This window comes from Paracoccus sp. C2R09, from assembly GCF_018860625.1.
Taxonomy (GTDB): domain Bacteria; phylum Pseudomonadota; class Alphaproteobacteria; order Rhodobacterales; family Rhodobacteraceae; genus Paracoccus.
This window is the reverse complement of record NZ_JAHKQB010000010.1, coordinates 167,811-185,921: the sequence shown is the minus strand read 5'-3', so window position 1 is coordinate 185,921 and position 18,111 is coordinate 167,811. Positions and strand designations below refer to the sequence as shown.

The following is an 18,111-nucleotide window of genomic DNA, read 5'->3' as shown; positions in this document are numbered from 1 at the left end:
CATCAACCGTCGATCGGCGTGACGGCAAAGCCTTCGCGGGCCAGAAGGGCCAGCACCCCGTTTTCCCCCGGCAGGTGCAGCGCACCGAAGCCCGCGACGATGCCCTTGCCGTCGCGGGCCGCATCCTCGGCCCCCTCGACCAGGGGGGCGACCCAGGCGCGGTTGCGATTGTCCATCAGCCGGGTCTGGGCCAGCTCCATCTGGCGCTCGATCTCTGCCTTGGGCAGGGCGGCGTTCCGCAGCGCCTCCAGCCGACCGAATTCCCAGATCTTCCAGACATCCCCCGCGAAATAGGCATCGGCCAGCGTCACCGCGTAATCGTCGGCAAGCGAAGCCGAGGGGAGTGCGGCGCGGATCATGTCGATCTCGTCCTTGGGGCTGAGCCCCGCGAAGATGTCGAAGATCGTGTCCCAGGGCTCCAGCGCGCGGACCGGAACGTCGCCCTGCTGCGCGACTTCGACCAGCTGCCGGTCCAGCCCCTCGACCTCGCCGTTCATAGACCGGATCATGCAGGGCGACACGCCAAGGATCATCGCCGCATACCAGGGCCGCATCCGCGAGGCGACGACCGCGGGCGTGCCGCGATCCTCCATCGCGATGGCCAGTTCCTGCCATTCCTCCTCGGACAGGCGTTCGGGCAGCGTGGGCCCTTCCGGGTCGATCATCAGGCTGGGATCGCTCTGCAGGGCGCGGGTCAGCTGCGCCTCTTCCTCGGGGCCGGCCTCGACATAGAGGGCGGAGGCATCGCGGATGCGAGGCGCAATGACGGCCAGCGTGTCGCGGTGGCGGGGATCGTCGAAATGATAGGTGCCGACCAGCGTGATCTGTTGATCGCCGCGCCGTGCCCGCCACAGGATGCCCCTGCGAAAGGGGACGCCGGCCGTGGCATCCTCAAGCTCTCTGCGATCGTCCGGGTCCAGCTGATCGAACAGGTTCTGCCCCTCGCAGCCGTTCGCGGCATGGACGGCCCCTGCCCCGAACAGGCTGACGACAAGGGCGATGAGGGTCTTGCGCATGGGGATCTGCCTTGCTGTCCGGGCGGTTTCGCGCACGGTCTCACATGTGGCAGGCGGCTTCCAGTATGCGGCCGGAAAACGATGCAAAATCCCGTTGACAGTCCAGTGATGCTTTCCTAGATCAATGCTATTGGCACTCGCAGCCAGTGAGTGCCAACAACGAAACACTGCAACCTGAAAGATCGGAGTGTTCAAATGGCATTCAAACCGCTGCAAGACCGCGTGCTGGTCCGTCGCGTCGAATCCGACGAGAAGACCAAGGGCGGCCTGATCATCCCCGACAGCGCCAAGGAAAAGCCCGCCGAAGGCGAAGTCGTCTCGGTCGGCGAAGGCGCACGCAAGGATTCGGGCGAGCTGATCGCACCCTCGGTCAAGGCAGGCGACCGCGTCCTGTTCGGCAAATGGTCGGGCACCGAGGTTTCGGTCGATGGCGAAGATCTGCTGATCATGAAGGAAGGCGACATCCTGGGCATCATCAGCTGATCGCCCGATCGCCGAACCTTCCAATCTAATTTCAGGAGAATCAAATGGCTGCGAAAGAAGTCAAGTTCAACACCGACGCCCGCGACCGGATGCTGAAAGGCGTCAACATCCTCGCGGATGCCGTCAAGGTGACCCTCGGCCCCAAGGGCCGCAACGTGGTGATCGACAAATCCTTCGGTGCCCCGCGCATCACGAAGGACGGTGTCTCGGTCGCCAAGGAAATCGAACTGTCCGACAAGTTCGAGAACATGGGCGCCCAGATGGTCCGCGAAGTCGCTTCGCGCACCAATGACGAAGCCGGCGACGGCACGACCACCGCGACGGTTCTGGCCCAGGCCATCGTCAAGGAAGGCATGAAGGCGGTTGCCGCCGGCATGAACCCGATGGATCTGAAGCGCGGCATCGACCTGGCAACCGCCAAGGTCGTCGAAGCGATCAAGGCAGCGTCGCGTCCGGTCAACGACACCGACGAAGTTGCTCAGGTCGGCACCATCTCGGCCAACGGCGAAGCCTCGATCGGTCGTCAGATCGCCGACGCGATGCAGAAGGTCGGCAACGAGGGTGTCATCACCGTCGAAGAGAACAAGGGGATGGAGACCGAGGTCGAAGTCGTCGAAGGGATGCAGTTCGACCGCGGCTACCTGTCGCCCTACTTCGTGACCAACCCCGACAAGATGGTCGCCGAACTGGAAGACGCCTACATCCTGCTGCACGAGAAGAAGCTCTCGTCGCTGCAGCCGATGGTTCCGCTGCTGGAATCGGTGATCCAGTCGCAGAAGCCGCTGCTGATCATCGGCGAGGATGTCGAGGGCGAAGCCCTGGCTACCCTGGTCGTCAACAAGCTGCGCGGCGGTCTGAAGATCGCAGCCGTCAAGGCACCGGGCTTCGGCGATCGCCGCAAGGCCATGCTGCAGGACATCGCGATCCTGACCGGTGGTCAGGTCATCAGCGAAGACCTGGGCATGAAGCTGGAAAACGTCACGATCGACATGCTTGGCACCGCCAAGAAGGTCACGATCAACAAGGACAACACCACCATCGTCGACGGTGCTGGTGAAAAGGCCGAGATCGAAGCCCGTGTCAGCCAGATCCGTCAGCAGATCGAGGAAACCTCCTCGGACTACGACAAGGAAAAGCTGCAGGAACGCGTTGCCAAGCTGGCAGGCGGTGTCGCAGTCATCCGCGTCGGCGGCATGAGCGAGATCGAAGTCAAGGAACGCAAGGACCGCGTCGATGACGCACTGAACGCGACCCGTGCGGCCGTTCAGGAAGGCGTCGTCGTCGGTGGCGGTGTCGCACTGGTTCAGGGCGGCAAGGCGCTGGAAGGCGTGACCGGCATCAACAGCGACCAGGATGCGGGCGTTGCCATCGTTCGCCGCGCACTGGAAGCACCGATGCGCCAGATCGCCGAAAACGCAGGCGTCGACGGCGCAGTCGTTGCAGGCAAGGTCCGTGAATCGTCCGACAAGGCGTTCGGCTTCAACGCGCAGACCGAAGAATATGGCGACATGTTCAAGTTCGGCGTCATCGACCCCGCAAAGGTCGTCCGCACCGCGCTGGAAGATGCGGCATCGGTCGCCGGTCTGCTGATCACCACCGAAGCCATGATCGCCGAGAAGCCCGAGCCGAAGGGCCAAGGCGGCGCACCCGACATGGGTGGCATGGGCGGCATGGGTGGCATGGGCGGCATGATGTAATCATCCGCCTTGCCAACTGGCAGGTTCGGGGGCGTCCTTCGGGGCGCCCCCTTTCTTATGCGGACAGCCTTTTTCGCATGAAAAAGCCGCCCGAAGGCGGCCTTTCGCGGCGGCGGGTCCGGTCAGGCGATGCTGCCCTCGACCCCCATCGATTTGCACAGCGACTGGAACCGCGACTGCGCCACCTCGCCCATCAGCGCGCGGCCGGCGGCGGTCAGCTTCAGCTCCAGCTTCGTCCCGCCGTCCTTCAGCCTCAGCGCGCCCGCGTCGATCGGATCGTCGGTCGCGAACATCGACCCGAAGCGCATGGCCTTGCCCAGGATCTCGGCCTCGGCGATATCGGCCTCGGGCAGCAGATCGAACAGCGGCGCAAAGCGCGACTTGGCGCGGCTGTTCTTGTAGCGGTGCAGCAGCGCAAGACCCAGGTAGACGCGTTCGGGATGGCTGAGCGCCGCCATGTTCGCGCGGGTCACGTTGTCGAAGCAGGCCTCGGCCCGGTAATCGGGATGGGTGCGCCAGGCGGTGTCGTGCAGCAGGCAGGCCGCGCGCATCAGGCGGTCGCGATCGGGCGCGATGCTGGGGAACAGCGGCAGCAGGAAATGATACAGCTTCTTGCCGAAGCCCGGGGTCCGCGCCATCTGCTTTTCGGTGAAACGCGCAGCCTCCAGCAGCGGGTCGCGCCTGCGCAGCGTCGTGGACATGTGTTCATAGAGCAGCCCTTCGCGGATGCCATAGCTGCTGACATCCAGTTCCTCGGGCTGGAAACGGTCGATCATCCGGCCCAGAACGCGCGCGGCAAGGGGCACCAGCTCCATCCGCGACGACGAGATGCCGGTCTGAGAGCGCAGTTCCTGCAGGTCCGACTTGCCGATCCACTTGATCGTCTCGCGCACGGCTTCGGGTGTCATGCGATATTCGTGCAGCACGCTGAGCGGATAGCCCACGCGCTCCATGTCCAGCCGCGCGATGGCCCGCCACGAGCCCCCCACCAGATAGATGCGCTTGTGATCGGTGCCCATCTGATCGGCCAGGGTATCGAGGATGCCGTCGATATGGCCGCTGAGGTCGTCCTCTTCGATCTGCTGCAGCCGGAACGGCCCCAGCTGCGAGGTCGTGCGTTTGCCGATGGCACCGTTCGCCACCTCGGCCAGCTCCATCGAGTTGCCGCCGATATCGCAGACGAGGCCCTTCGCCTCGGGCCAGCCCAGCAGCACGCCCTGTGCCGACAGCCGGGCCTCCTCCTCGCCATCGATGACCCAGATCTTCAGGCCCAGCCGTTTCTCGATCTTCTCGCGGAAGGCGGGGCCATCCTCGGCCTCGCGCATGGCGGCGGTGGCCACGCAGGTCAACGGCTCGATATCCATCGCCTTGGCCAGGGCCGCGAAACGCGACAGCGCGGCCCAGGCGCGTTCCATGCCCTGCGGGTTCAGGCGACCGGTGCGGGCCATGTCCTGACCCAGCCCCGCCATCACCTTTTCATTGTAGAAATACGCCGGTGAACGGGCCGCGCCGTCGAAGACGACCAGCCGCACCGAGTTCGAGCCGACATCGACGACACCCACCCGCTTCAATGCCCGCTTGGGCAGCTTGCGGAACTTGGGCCCGAAAGGGTCGATCTTGTGACCGCTGGAGGTTCGCACACCGTTCATATTGCGCCTCTTGTTTCCGTGGTATCCCAGTCCTGACCGCAGATGACCAAGAGGTCAATCCGCCCCATGGGTCAGTTCGGGCACATCCGATGCCCCGGCAGTCCCCCGCCCCGAAAGCGAGGGGTTCTCCATGAAGAAGCGATGGCAGTTGAACAGATCCTCGCGTCCCTCGGGCAGGAAACGAAGGAAGCGTCCGTCGGGTTGCAGGATCCAGCTTTGGGATTCGTCGGCCATGTTGGCGGCCATGACCTGGTTGACGATCTGCGCCTTGACGGTGTCGTTCATGCATTCGACCAGCGTCTCGACCCTGCGATTGAGGTTGCGGTCCATCCAGTCGGCCGAACTGATGAACACCCGCGCGCGCGGCGACGGCAGACCGTGGCCCGCGCCGAAACACACGATCCGGCTGTGTTCGAGATAGCGCCCGACGATCGACTTCACGCGAATATTTTCGGACAAGCCCTTGATACCCGGCCTTATTCCGCAGATCCCCCGGATCACGAGGCTGATCTTCACCCCGGCCTTGCTGGCATCATAGAGCGCGTCGATGATGTCGCCCTCGATCAGCGAATTCATCTTGGCCCAGATGGCCGCGGGGCGACCCGCGCGGGCATGTTCGGCCTCTTGCCCGATCATGTCGATCAAGTAGGACTTCATGTCGATGGGCGCGATGGCCAGGTTCTCCAGCCCCTCGGGCTGGACATAGCCCGACAGGAAGTTGAACACCTTGGTCGCGTCCCGCCCAAGCGCCGGATCGCAGGTGAACAGCGACATGTCGGTATAGATGCGCGCCGTGATCGGGTGATAATTGCCCGTGCCGTAATGGGTATAGGTGACCAGCGCGTCGCCTTCGCGGCGGACCACGGTGCTGATCTTGGCATGGGTCTTGTAGTTGACGAAACCGTAGACGACATGCGCGCCCGACCGTTCCAGCCGGCGCGACTGGCGGATATTCGCGGCCTCGTCGAAGCGGGCCTTCAGTTCCACCAGCGCGGTGACGGACTTGCCCGCCTCGGCAGCCTCGCACAGGGCATCGACGATCGGGCTGTCGCGCGACGTGCGATACAGGGTCTGCTTGATCGCCAGCACGTCGGGATCGCGCGCGGCCTGCGCAAGAAAGCGCACCACCATGTCGAATGTCTCGTAGGGGTGATGCAGCAGCATGTCCTTGTGCCGGATCGCCGCGAACATGTCGCCGTCATGGTCCTGCACGCGCTCGGGCACGCGGGGCGTGAAGCTGGGCCACAGAAGCTCTCGGCGGTCGTCGAGGACAAGCTCCTTCAGGTCGGCCATGCCCAGAAGACCCTCGACCTCGATCACCTCCTCGGGGCCGACCTCCAGCTCCTCCATGATCAGGCGGCGCAGCCGGTCCGGCGCCCCGGCCGTGATCTTCAGCCGGATGACGCTGCCGCGGCGGCGGCGTTTCAGCGCGGTCTCGAACTCGCGGACCAGGTCCTCGGCCTCTTCCTCGACCTCCAGATCGCTGTCGCGCAGCACCCGGAAGCTGCAATGCCCGACATCGCGATAACCGGGGAACAGGCTGGACAGGTGCATCAGCAGCAGGTCCTCCAGCTTGAGGAAACGCTGCCCGCCCGGCAGCGGCACGAAACGCGGAAGCTGCGCGGGGATCGGCAGCAGCGCCTGCATCTGCCGACCGTCGGTCTGGCGCGCCAGCTCCAACGCCAGCGAGAAGCCCGTGTTGGGGATGAAGGGGAACGGATGCGCCGGATCGATCGCCAGGGGCGACAGGACCGGGAACACCTTCTCCTGGAAATAGGCGTGGAGATAGGTTTCCTCGACCGTGGTCAGGCGCTGGCGCGACAGGATGACGATGCCCGCCTGCTCCATCTCTCGGCGCAGGCGGTTCCAGACGCCCTGCTGTGCGGCCATCAGGCGACGCGCATCCGCGTTGATCAGCGACAGCTGCTCGGTCGCCGTCAGCCCGTCATCGGAAGGCGAGGTGCTGCCCTCGCGCACCAGTTCGCGCAGCCCCGCCACGCGGACGGTATAGAATTCATCCAGATTGGTCGCGCTGATCGACACGAAACGCAGCCGCTCCAGCAGCGGGACGCGCGGATTGCGGGCCTCGTCCAGAACGCGCCAGTTGAAGCTGAGCCAGCTGAGTTCGCGGTTGAAGAACCGCGCCGGTCCCGACGGCACCCCGCCCGGCATGGCATGGGGTTCGGGAAAGGGCGAACGAAGGAAATCAGCTTGGGTCATCGGTTCCACGGTTCTGGTGGTCAGGATCGATTGATGCCCCGCGGCCCGTCAGCTTGTCCAGCAGCAGGGCCGCAAGGCGTCGGTTCGGGGCGGCCTTCTGTGCCATCGCTGCACGGTCCATCGCCGCCACCAGCCTGCGGGCCAGCCCCAGATCGCGGTCCATGTGCAGGACCAGCCAGTCGATCAGGCCCGCCCCCACCTGCAGCTGTCGGTCCGCGAACAGCTTCACCAGCACGGCGGCCATCAGCGCCTCGTCCGGCGGTCCCAGCCTGACCTGCGGCATTGCATCCATCCGCGATTGCAGGTCCGGCAGGCCCAGCCCCCAGTCGCGCGGCGCCGTGCGCGCGGTCATCAGCAGCAGGCAGTCGCGCGCCCCGCACAGGTTCCACAGGTGGAACAGCGCCTGTTCGGCACCTGCGGCATGGCCCGCGTGATCCGCATCCTCGATCACGACCGCGCCCCCCTCGACCGTCAGCATGTCGGCCGCATCGGGCCGCAAGGCCGCGCAACCGATCCGGCGCGCGCCGTTCTCGGCCGCCCAGAATGCCGCCATGTGGGACTTGCCCGCACCCTCGGGGCCGATCAGCAACATCCGCCCGCCCGGCCACAGATGCGGATGGTCCAGCGCATGCAGCGCGTCCAGATTGGCCGGGGCGGGCAGGAAATCCGCGCGCGCGTGTGCCGGGGGCGTCGTCAGATCCAGCGTCAGCTGGCGATGGGTCGCCCCCGCATTCACGCCCGGTCCACGCCCTGGACCTCGACCCGCAGGGCCTCGCGATAGGTGCCGGGGGGCACGATCTCGACCAGCAGCGGCTCGGGGGTGACGGCATCGTCCCCCACCCCGGTATAGAGGGCGCTGGCGCGGTAACGCTCGATCAGGAAGCGCGCCAGCACGCCGACCGCCGCCGCCATCGGAACGGCCATGACCAGCCCCACGAAGCCGAACAGCGATCCAAAGACCGACAGGGCCAGCAGCAGCCAGACCGGATGCAGGCCGACATGGCTGCCGACGATCTTGGGCTGGAGGTAATTTCCCTCGACCACCTGGCCGATGGCGAAGATGGCCACGACCGCGCCGATCCAGATGGGTTCGCCCCAGAAGCTGAACAGCGCGACGCCGATGGCCGTCACTCCGCCGATCAGCACGCCCACATAGGGGATGAAGGACAGCACCGCCGCCATGATCCCGATCAGGAACCCGAAGGGCAGCCCCACGAACATCAGTGCCAGCCCGTACCAGGTTCCCAAGATCAGGATCACCGTCGCCTGCCCGCGCAGGAAGCCCGAAAGCGCATCGTCGATCTCGGATGCCAGACGACGGATGGTGCCCGCATGTTCACGCGGAAGCAATTCGTCGATCCGCGCGACCATCCGGTCCCAGTCCAGCAGCAGATAGAACGCCACCACGGGCACGATCACCAGCAGCGATACCGTGCCCAGGATGCCGCGCACCGATCCCAGCACCTTGGATGCGACATTTCCGACCTGTTCGCCCATCGCGGCCTGCAGGTCCACCAGCGTTTCCTGCAGGCCCGCATCGGTGGGGATCAGTCCGGGGAACCGCGTTTCTACGAAGGATCGCGCCTGTCCCAGCATCTCGGGGGCGGTCTGGATCAGCGCGGTCGCCTGCCGGATCAGCAGCGGCAGGATCAGCAGCACCATCGCCGTGAAGGCCAGCACCACGACGAAGGTGATGACCACGACCGCCATCGTGCGCGACAGGCCCATCCGTTCCAGCCGATCGGCGACGGGATCCAGAAGATAGGCGATACCCGCACCGATCATGAAGGGCAGCACCGCCTGCCCCAGAAGCCACGTGGAAACCAGCAGGATCGCCGCGGCAAGCCCCCACCAGATGATCTGCTTGCGTACGGGAACGCCCATTCATTGCCCCTTTGGAATACCGTCCGAATGTGCCGTCCGGCGGCGTCGGTTGCAAGGTGCATGACCGGCTTCTTCCTTGGCATCGGCAGCCCGATCCGGTAACGCAAGGGCAAAGCTGATCGAAGGACTTCAAGAATGCGTCTGTCGCGTTATTTCCTGCCCGTGCTGAAGGAAGACCCCAAGGAGGCGCAGATCGTCAGCCACCGGCTGATGCTGCGTGCGGGGATGATCAAGCAGCAGGCCGCGGGCATCTATTCCTGGCTGCCCATGGGCTTCAAGGTCCTGCGCAAGATCGAGCAGATCGTCCACGAGGAACAGATCCGCGCGGGTCACGTCCCCATGCTGATGCCGACGCTGCAATCGGCGGACCTGTGGCGCGAGAGCGGCCGCTACGACGATTACGGCGAGGAGATGCTGCGTATCAAGGACCGCCAGAAGCGCGACCTTCTCTATGGTCCGACGAACGAAGAGATGATCACCGACATCTTCCGCAGCCATGTGAACAGCTACAAGGATCTGCCGCTGACGCTGTACCACATCCAGTGGAAGTTCCGCGACGAGATCCGCCCCCGCTTCGGCGTGATGCGCGGGCGCGAATTCCTGATGAAGGACGGCTATACGTTCGACCTGACCAAGGAAGATGCGCTGCACGCCTACAACCGGCATCTTGTCAGCTATCTGCGCAGCTATGAACGCATGGGCCTGCAGGCGATCCCGATGCGCGCGGATGGCGGTCCGATCGGCGGCGATTACACCCATGAATTCCTGGTCCTGGCCGAGACCGGCGAATCCGAGGTCTTCTACGACAGCGAGATCACCGACCTGACCTTCGGCGACCGCCAGATCGATTACGACAGCCAGCCCGAGTGCCAGGCCGTGCTGGAGGAATTCACCAGCCGCTATGCCCGCACCGACGAGACCCATGACGAGGCGATCTTCGCCGAGGTTCCGGAGGAACGCCGCCGTACCGCGCGCGGGATCGAGGTCGGTCAGATCTTCTATTTCGGGACCAAGTACTCCGAACCGATGGGGGCCACGGTCGTCGGCCCCGACGGGGCCCGCGTTCCGGTCCACATGGGCAGCCACGGCATCGGCGTTTCCCGCCTGCTGGGCGCCATCATCGAGGCCAATCACGACGACAAGGGCATCATCTGGCCCGAGGGCGTGACCCCGTTCCACGTGGGCATCGTGAACCTCAAACAGGGCGACGCCTCGACCGACAGTGCCTGCGACGCGATCTATGCCGAACTGACCGCCCAGGGGTTCGAGCCGCTCTATGACGATCGCAACGACCGTGCGGGTGCGAAATTCGCCAGCATGGACCTGATCGGCCTGCCCTGGCGCATCACGGTGGGTCCGCGCGGCCTGGCGAACAACAAGGTCGAACTGACCAGCCGCCGCACCGGCGAATCCGAGGAGATGTCCCCCCAAGAGGCCGTCGCCCGCATCGCCCAGATCTACAAGCCCGTGCTGGAACGCAAGGGTCCGGGTCTCTGATCGCGACCGACCGCGGCCCCGATCCGGGCCGCGGTCGCCCATCCTGAAAATCTGACGAAAGGTCAGCAGGATCGACGCCAGATGGCGCTTTCTTTTTCGTGAACCCGCTTCTAGGCTCGCTCTCAGGACAATGTTCCAACTGGGAGACAACCAATGAAAAAGCTTCTTCTCGCGACCGCCGCCGGTGCGCTTCTGGCCGGTGCCGCTGGCGCTGAAGAGATCAAGCTGGGCATCTCGCTCGGCTTCACGGGACCGCTGGAATCGATGTCGCCCGCCATGGCGCAGGGCGCCGAGATGGCGATCAAGGAAATCAACGACAGCGGCGCATTCCTCGACGGTTCGACCGTCACCGCCGTCCAGGGCGACAGCACCTGCATCGACGCCGCCGCCGCGACCGCGACCGTCGAACGCCTGATCACCGCCGAAGGCGTGAAGGGCATCGTGGGGGGCATGTGCTCGGGTGAAACCATCGCCAGCCTCGAAAACGTCGCCAAGGCCAATGGCATCGTGATGATCTCGCCCTCGGCCACCTCGCCCGCCCTGACCGATATCGAGGATGATGGCCTGTTCTTCCGCACTGCGCCGTCCGACGCCCGCCAGGGCGAGGTGATGGCCGACATCGTGCTGGAAAAGGGGATCGAGACGGTCGCCGTCACCTATACCAACAACGATTACGGCAAGGGCCTGGCCGACGCGTTCGAGGCCGCCTTCACCCAGAAGGGCGGCACCGTCACCGTCAACAGCGCGCATGACGACGGCAAGGCCGACTACTCGGCCGAGGTCGCGGCACTCGCCGCTGCGGGTGGCGATGCGCTGGCGGTCGTGGGTTACGTCGACCAGGGCGGTTCGGGCATCCTGCGCGGCGCGCTGGACAGCGGCGCGTTCGAGACCTTCGTCTTCCCCGACGGCATGGTCGGCCAGGCGCTGGCGGAGAATTTCGGCGACGAGATCGAGGGCAGCTTCGGCCAGAACCCCGCAGCCGAGGGCGAAGGCCGCGAGACCTATCTGAGCATGGCCGAAGAGGCCGGCTATGACGGTTCGGGCGCCTTCTCGGCCGAGGCCTATGACGCGGCGGCGCTGATCATGCTGGCGATGGCCAAGGCGGGTTCGTCGGATCCGGCCGAATACAAAGGCGCCGTCATGGATGTCGCCAACGAACCGGGCGAGAAGATCCTGCCGGGCGAACTGGGCAAGGCGCTCGAGATCATCAACGGGGGCGGCGATGTGGATTACGTCGGCGCGGCAGCCGTCGAATTCGTCGAACCGGGCGAGAGCGCGGGCACCTTCCGCGAGGTCAGCTTCGAGGGCGGCGAAATGAAGGTCATCGGCTATCGCTGAGGATCGCGTCCGTCTGGATGGCCCGGCGTCACATCGACGCCGGGCCTTTTTTCAATCCAAGCAGCCCCTTGGGCGAAAATCCTTATCCACCGGGTAAGGTCGGGGAACGAAAGATGATAAGGGTCGAGGACCTACACAGACATTTCGGCGGCTTCCATGCCGTGGACGGGGCCAGCCTGACGATCGAGACCGGATCGATCACCGGGCTGATCGGCCCCAACGGCGCGGGCAAGTCGACGCTGTTCAACGTGATCGCGGGCGTGCTGCCACCCACCTCGGGTCGGGTCTTCATGGATGGGCAGGAGATCACCGGCCTCCCCCCGCACGAGCTGTTCCACAAGGGGCTGCTGCGGACATTCCAGCTGGCCCATGAATTCGCCAGCATGACGGTTCGGGAAAACCTGATGATGGTCCCGCCCGGTCAGTCGGGCGAGACGATCTGGAAGACATGGTTCCAGCGCAGCCGCATCGCCCGCGAAGAGGCCGCCCTGCGCCGGCAGGCCGACGAGGTGCTGGACTTTCTGACGATCCGCCACCTTGCGGACGAGAAGGCGGGCAATCTGTCGGGCGGCCAGAAGAAGTTGCTGGAACTGGGCCGCACCATGATGGTGGACGCCAAGATCGTGTTCCTGGACGAGGTCGGCGCGGGCGTGAACCGCACCCTGCTGATGACCATCGCCGATGCGATCATCCGGCTGAACAAGGAACGCGGCTATACCTTCTGCGTGATCGAGCATGACATGGACTTCATCGGCAAGCTGTGCGACCCGGTCATCGTCATGGCCGAAGGCAAGGTGCTGGCCCAGGGCAGCGCGACCGACATCATGCGCAACGAGGCCGTGATCGAGGCCTATCTGGGCACCGGCCTGAAGAACAAGGACATGGTGGGCGCATGAGCGATCAGAACGCAAGCTTCGGCAATCGCGGCAACCGCGATGCCTCGGTCGTCAATACCAGGGGCATGGGAACCATCGACGGCACCCGCAAATCGGGTCCGGTCGGTGCAGGTCGCACGGGCGATCCCTTCCTGATCGGCGAGGCCATGACCGGCGGCTATGGCCGCGGCGCGGACATCCTGCACGATTGCACCATTTCCGTCGAAAAGGGTCAGATCGCGGTGATCGTCGGCCCGAACGGCGCAGGCAAGTCCACCGCGATGAAGGCCATCTTCGGGATGCTGAACCTGCGCCAGGGCAGCGTGCGGCTGGACGGGCGCGACATCACCGCGCTGAACCCGCAGGACCGCGTGAAGGCGGGCATGGGCTTCGTTCCGCAGGTGAACAACATCTTCCCGTCCATGACGGTCGAGGAGAACCTGGAGATGGGCGCCTATATCCGAAGCGACGACGTCCGCCGCACGATGGAGCAGGTCTACGACCTGTTCCCGGCTGTTGCCGAAAAGCGCAGACAGGCGGCGGGCGAATTGTCGGGCGGGCAGCGTCAGCAGGTGGCCGTGGGCCGCGCGCTGATGACGCAACCCCAAGTCCTGATGCTGGACGAACCCACCGCGGGCGTCAGCCCCATCGTCATGGACGAGCTGTTCGACCGCATCATCGCCATCGCGCGCGGCGGATTGCCGGTGCTGATGGTGGAACAGAACGCGCAACAGGCGATGAACATCGCCGACAAGGCCTATGTGCTGGTGCAGGGCGCGAATGCCCATGCCGGCACGGGAAAGGAACTCATGGCCAATGACGAGGTGCGCCGCACCTTCCTGGGGGGCTGAGCGATGGATATCCTGAACGCCCTCGTGGTCTTTTTGAACTTTGTCTTCATCCCGGCAGCCGCTTATGGTGCACAGCTTGCCCTGGGTGCGCTTGGCGTCACGCTGATCTACGGCATCCTGCGGTTTTCCAACTTCGCCCATGGCGACACCATGGCCTTCGGCACCGCATTGGTGATCCTGGTAACATGGGGCCTGCAGGCGCTTGGCGTGGGCTTCGGTCCGCTGCCTACCGCGCTGATCGCCCTGCCCTTCGGGATCGCCCTGACATCGCTGATGGTGCTGGGCACGGACCGCGTCGTCTATCGCTTCTACCGCAGGAAGAAGGCCGCGCCGATCATCCTGGTGATGGCCTCGGTGGGCGTGATGTTCGTGATGAACGGCCTGACCCGACTGGTGATCGGGGTGGACGAGATCCGCTTTGACGACGGCGAACGCTTCATCGTTACCGTCCGCGACTTCAAGGCGATGACCGGCTTGGACGAAGGGCTGGCCCTTCGCAGCACGCAGGCGCTGACGCTGGTCGTGGCCTTCGCGGTGATGATCGCGCTGTTCTGGTTCCTGAACCGCACGAAATCGGGCAAGGCCATGCGCGCCTATTCCGACAACGAGGATCTGGCGCTGCTGTCGGGGATCGACCCCGAACGCGTGGTGCGACAGGTCTGGATCATCGCCGCCGCGCTGGCCACCATCGCGGGCACGCTCTATGGTCTGGACAAGTCGTTCAAGGCCTTCAACTATTTCCAGATCCTGCTGCCGATCTTCGCGGCGGCCATCGTGGGCGGCCTCGGCAGCCCCCTCGGGGCGATCGCGGGCGGGTTCCTCGTCGCCTTCTCCGAGGTCGCGGTCACATATCCCTGGCTGAAGGTCGTGGGCTATGTCGCGCCCTGGTACGAACCGGGCGGGCTGATGCAGCTGCTGGGCACGGAATACAAGTTCGCCGTCAGCTTCGTGATCCTGATCGTGGTGCTGCTGTTCCGCCCGACGGGCCTGTTCCGCGGCAAATCGGTGTAAGGGGGTCATCATGGCAAGCAATCGTCAAGCAACCGCATCCGCCAATCCGTGGCGCGCGCCGCTGCTCTTTGCCGTTCTGGCCGTCCTGTTCGTGCTGGAGGGGACCGTCCGCAACAGCATGTTCTCGGGCAGCTGGAACACGTCGCTCGCGATCCTGAACATGGGGCTGATCTCGGCCATCACCGCGCTTGGGGTGAACATGCAATGGGGCTATGCCGGGCTGTTCAACGTGGGCGTCGTGGGCTTCCTTGCGATGGGGGCGCTGGCACCGGTGCTGGTATCGCTGCCCCCGGTCGAAGGCGCGTGGTCCGCGGGCGGGCCCCGGCTGATCCTGTCGCTGTTCGTGGGGCTGGGCATCCTGGCGCTGTCGCGCCTTGCCTGGGACCGGACGCGCAAGGGCTGGGTCGTCGCGCTGGTCCTGCTGGTGGGCTTCTTCCTGTTCCGTGGCCTGTTCGATCCCGCCGTCCAGGCGATCGAGGGGAACAACCCCGCCCGCCACGGCAATATCGGCGGATTGGGCCTGCCGGTCCTCGTGTCCTGGGCCGTGGGCGGGGTCTTTGCCGCCGGGGCCGCATGGGGCATCGGCAAGGTCGCCCTCGGGCTGCGCTCGGATTACCTGGCCATCGCCACGCTCGGCATAGGCGAGATCATCGTCGCCGTGATGAAGAACGAGGATTGGCTGGCGCGCGGCGTGAAGAACATCACCGCCATCCCCCGGCCCGTGGCCTACGAGGTCGATCTGCAGCAGAACCCCGATTTCCTGTCCTTTGCGCAGGGCTGGGGTTTCTCGGCGACCGAGGCGTCGGGCATCTGGGTCAAGCTGTCCTACATGTCGCTGTTCCTGGTCGTCCTGCTGGTGCTGATCCTGCTGGCCGAACTGGCGCTGAAATCGCCATGGGGCCGCATGATGCGCGCCATCCGCGACAATGAAACCGCCGCCCGCGCGATGGGCAAGAACGTCACCCGCCGCCATCTGCAGGTCTTCGTGCTGGGATCGGCCGTGATCGGCATCGCGGGCGCGATGATGGTGACGCTGGACGGGCTGGTCGCGCCGACGGGCTACAACCCGCTGCGCTATACCTTCCTGATCTGGGTGATGGTGATCGTGGGCGGTTCCGGCAACAACTGGGGCGCGGTGCTGGGATCGGTCCTGATCTGGTTCCTGTGGATCAAGGCCGAGGTGTGGGGCCCTGCCGCCATCGCCGTCCTGACCGGCCCGCTGGCCGAGGGCCCGTTGAAGGAGCACCTGCTGGACAGCAGTCCGCATATGCGCTTCATCGCGATGGGCGCGGTGCTGCTGGCGGTGCTGCGTTTCGCGCCAAGGGGGCTTCTGCCCGAGAGGTAAGGAAAAGGGCGCCCCATCCGGGCGCCCTTCTTCATCCGCGGCAATCGTTGCCCAGGACCACGCTGTGCCACAATCGGCCATCCGCGCCGCGCGCCACGCCGCTGCCGATGTCGAAGGACAGTTGACCCAAGACCTGTTCACGGTTCGGGCCGGGCACAAGCCAATTCGCGACCATGCCTTCGGGCGATGTGCCGGACCCCACCAGCTGCACCACGCCGCAGGTGGGGTAACCGACCGCGCGCGCCCGATCGACCACGTTGCTGCCATTCGACCCCGCGACATCCGCACGCCCCGTCAGCGCCATGTCGCAGGCATGGGATTGCGCGATCCGGTCCAGCTCTGCCGACCTGGCGGGCACGGACTTGCCCTCGGCCCGGCGTGCGGTCTCGACCGCCACGCTCAGACGCTCGGCCAGCGCGGGATCACCCTGGCAGCTGGCGGCCAGCGACTGTTCGACCGGGTCCGCGGCGGGTTCCGGGGCAAATCGGTCGCAGGCGCCAAGCGCCCCCAAGGCTGCGATTGCGGTGACTGCGGCACGGATCATGGCGGAACCCTCTGTGATCGTTGGCGGAACGGTCTGCTGTCCGTCACGGAAGCAACCCGGCGATCGGGTGGCGGTTCCCGCAATCGGCACGCGCGAAACGCTTGCATGGCCGCGCGGGCGCGCTTAAAGCGCACCCATGACCCAGCATCAGCGCCTTCTCATCATCGACTTCGGCAGCCAAGTGACGCAGCTTATCGCGCGCCGCCTGCGCGAGCTGAACGTCTACTGCGAAATCCATCCCTTCAATCTGCTGACCGACGAGAAGCTGCGCGAGATCGACCCGCGCGCGATCATCCTGTCGGGCGGCCCCGCCAGCGTGACCGAGACCGGCAGCCCCCGCGCGCCGCAAGCGGTCTTCGAGCTGGGCGTCCCCGTCTTCGGCATCTGCTATGGCCAGCAGGTCATGATGGAACAGCTGGGCGGCCGCGTCGAGGCGGGCCACCACGCCGAATACGGTCGCGCCTTCATCGCACCCGCGCCCGGCCACAAGGGCGACGGCATCTTCGCCGGCCTGTTCGAGACCGGCCGCGAGGAAGTCTGGATGAGCCATGGCGACCGCGTGACCGACATCGCGCCGGGCTTCGAGGTCATCGGCACCTCGCCCAACGCGCCGCTGGCGATGATCGCGGACGAGGCGCGCCGCTTCTATGCGGTGCAGTTCCACCCCGAGGTTCACCACACCCCCCATGGCCGCAAGATGCTGGAGAACTTCGTCAAGATGGCGGGCTTCACCGGCGACTGGACCATGGCCTCCTACAAGGACGAGGCGATCCGCAAGATCCGCGAGCAGGTGGGCGACCGCAAGGTCATCTGCGGCCTGTCGGGCGGCGTGGACAGCAGCGTCGCCGCCGTCCTCATCCACGAGGCGATCGGCGATCAGCTGACCTGCGTCTTCGTCGATCACGGCCTTCTGCGCCTGAACGAGGCCGAAGAGGTCGTGGAGATGTTCCGCGACAACTACAACATCCCGCTGATCCACGCGAACGAGGCCGACCTGTTCCTTGGCGCGCTGGAAGGGGTTTCCGACCCCGAGGTCAAGCGCAAGACCATCGGTCGCCTGTTCATTGACGTCTTCCAGCGCTATGCCGGAGAGATCGAGGGCGCGGATTTCCTGGCCCAGGGCACGCTCTATCCCGACGTCATCGAGAGCGTCAGCTTCTCGGGCGGGCCGTCGGTCACGATCAAGTCGCACCACAATGTGGGCGGCCTGCCCGAGAAGATGGGCCTGAAGCTGGTCGAGCCGCTGCGCGAACTGTTCAAGGACGAGGTCCGCGCCCTTGGCCGCGAGCTGGGTCTGCCCGACAAGTTCATCGGTCGCCACCCCTTCCCCGGCCCCGGCCTTGCCATCCGCTGCCCCGGCGAGATCACCCGCGAGAAGCTGGAGATCCTGCGCAAGGCGGATGCGGTCTTCATCGACCAGATCCGCAAGCACGACCTGTATGACGAGATCTGGCAGGCCTTCGTCGCGATCCTTCCCGTCCGCACGGTGGGCGTGATGGGCGACGGCCGGACCTACGATTACGCCTGCGCGTTGCGAGCCGTGACCTCGGTCGACGGGATGACGGCGGATTACTATCCCTTCACCCACGAATTCTTGGGCGAGACCGCGACGCGGATCATCAACGAGGTCAAGGGCATCAACCGCTGCACCTATGACATCACCTCGAAGCCCCCGGGCACGATCGAGTGGGAATGACCTGA

Annotated in this window: 15 protein-coding genes; 9 read left to right on the top strand and 6 right to left on the bottom strand. The window is 65.5% G+C overall.

Translation table 11 applies throughout. The annotated features are described in order from the left end of the window. Positions 1-2 precede the first annotated feature (2 nt). Positions 3-1,016 (bottom strand): TraB/GumN family protein, encoded by a 1,014-nt coding sequence (locus KO490_RS03425; RefSeq protein WP_216018002.1) that lies wholly within the window; start codon positions 1,014-1,016, stop codon positions 3-5. A 195-nt stretch (positions 1,017-1,211) separates the two neighbouring features. On the opposite strand from KO490_RS03425, the gene KO490_RS03420 reads away from it, so the two are divergent. After that, positions 1,212-1,499 (top strand): co-chaperone GroES, encoded by a 288-nt coding sequence (locus tag KO490_RS03420; RefSeq protein WP_022706709.1) that lies wholly within the window; start codon positions 1,212-1,214, stop codon positions 1,497-1,499. Between the two features lie 44 nt (positions 1,500-1,543). Beyond that, on the top strand, positions 1,544-3,196 hold the full coding sequence (groL, locus tag KO490_RS03415) for a chaperonin GroEL (RefSeq protein ID WP_216018001.1): 1,653 nt from the start codon (positions 1,544-1,546) through the stop codon (positions 3,194-3,196). A gap of 122 nt (positions 3,197-3,318) precedes the next feature. Here the strand turns inward: groL and KO490_RS03410 are convergent, their stop codons facing one another. From KO490_RS03410 to KO490_RS03395, 4 genes are read right to left on the bottom strand one after another with little or no spacing between them, the layout of a single operon-like run. Beyond that, positions 3,319-4,845, bottom strand: a complete 1,527-nt coding sequence (locus tag KO490_RS03410) for a Ppx/GppA family phosphatase (protein WP_216018000.1) — start codon at positions 4,843-4,845, stop codon at positions 3,319-3,321. 54 nt (positions 4,846-4,899) lie between these two features. Beyond that, a complete protein-coding gene (locus KO490_RS03405) occupies positions 4,900-7,065 on the bottom strand; it encodes an RNA degradosome polyphosphate kinase (protein ID WP_216017999.1) in 2,166 nt (721 codons plus the stop codon). Next, positions 7,052-7,801, bottom strand: coding sequence for a chromosomal replication initiator DnaA (locus KO490_RS03400; RefSeq protein ID WP_303463017.1), 750 nt, complete (start codon positions 7,799-7,801; stop codon positions 7,052-7,054). The genes KO490_RS03405 and KO490_RS03400 overlap by 14 nt, the downstream gene beginning before the upstream one ends. Beyond that, positions 7,798-8,949, bottom strand: coding sequence for an AI-2E family transporter (locus tag KO490_RS03395; protein ID WP_216017998.1), 1,152 nt, complete (start codon positions 8,947-8,949; stop codon positions 7,798-7,800). The genes KO490_RS03400 and KO490_RS03395 overlap by 4 nt, the downstream gene beginning before the upstream one ends. A 135-nt stretch (positions 8,950-9,084) precedes the next feature. Here KO490_RS03395 and proS point away from each other — a divergent pair, with 135 nt between their 5' ends. From proS to KO490_RS03365, 6 genes are all read left to right on the top strand, one after another. Next, positions 9,085-10,446: a proline--tRNA ligase gene (gene proS, locus KO490_RS03390; protein WP_216017997.1), complete on the top strand. Its 1,362-nt coding sequence runs from the start codon at positions 9,085-9,087 to the stop codon at positions 10,444-10,446. A gap of 153 nt (positions 10,447-10,599) precedes the next feature. Further along, positions 10,600-11,784, top strand: a complete 1,185-nt coding sequence (locus tag KO490_RS03385; protein WP_216017996.1) for an ABC transporter substrate-binding protein — start codon at positions 10,600-10,602, stop codon at positions 11,782-11,784. A gap of 113 nt (positions 11,785-11,897) precedes the next feature. After that, positions 11,898-12,680 carry an ABC transporter ATP-binding protein gene (locus tag KO490_RS03380; RefSeq protein ID WP_216017995.1) on the top strand — a complete coding sequence of 261 codons (783 nt, stop codon included), beginning with the start codon at positions 11,898-11,900 and terminating at the stop codon, positions 12,678-12,680. Continuing rightward, entirely contained in the window at positions 12,677-13,510 is an 834-nt protein-coding gene (locus KO490_RS03375; RefSeq protein WP_216017994.1) for an ABC transporter ATP-binding protein, read from the top strand. The genes KO490_RS03380 and KO490_RS03375 overlap by 4 nt, the downstream gene beginning before the upstream one ends. 3 nt (positions 13,511-13,513) lie before the next feature. Then, positions 13,514-14,521, top strand: a complete 1,008-nt coding sequence (locus KO490_RS03370) for a branched-chain amino acid ABC transporter permease (RefSeq protein ID WP_216017993.1) — start codon at positions 13,514-13,516, stop codon at positions 14,519-14,521. 10 nt (positions 14,522-14,531) lie between these two features. Further along, positions 14,532-15,866, top strand: a complete 1,335-nt coding sequence (locus KO490_RS03365; protein ID WP_216017992.1) for a branched-chain amino acid ABC transporter permease — start codon at positions 14,532-14,534, stop codon at positions 15,864-15,866. Between the two features lie 31 nt (positions 15,867-15,897). Here the strand turns inward: KO490_RS03365 and KO490_RS03360 are convergent, their stop codons facing one another. Continuing rightward, positions 15,898-16,410 carry a CAP domain-containing protein gene (locus KO490_RS03360; protein WP_216017991.1) on the bottom strand — a complete coding sequence of 171 codons (513 nt, stop codon included), beginning with the start codon at positions 16,408-16,410 and terminating at the stop codon, positions 15,898-15,900. Positions 16,411-16,546: 136 nt separating this feature from the next. Between KO490_RS03360 and guaA the strand changes: the two genes are divergently transcribed. Next, positions 16,547-18,106, top strand: coding sequence for a glutamine-hydrolyzing GMP synthase (guaA, locus tag KO490_RS03355; RefSeq protein WP_216017990.1), 1,560 nt, complete (start codon positions 16,547-16,549; stop codon positions 18,104-18,106). Positions 18,107-18,111 lie beyond the last annotated feature (5 nt).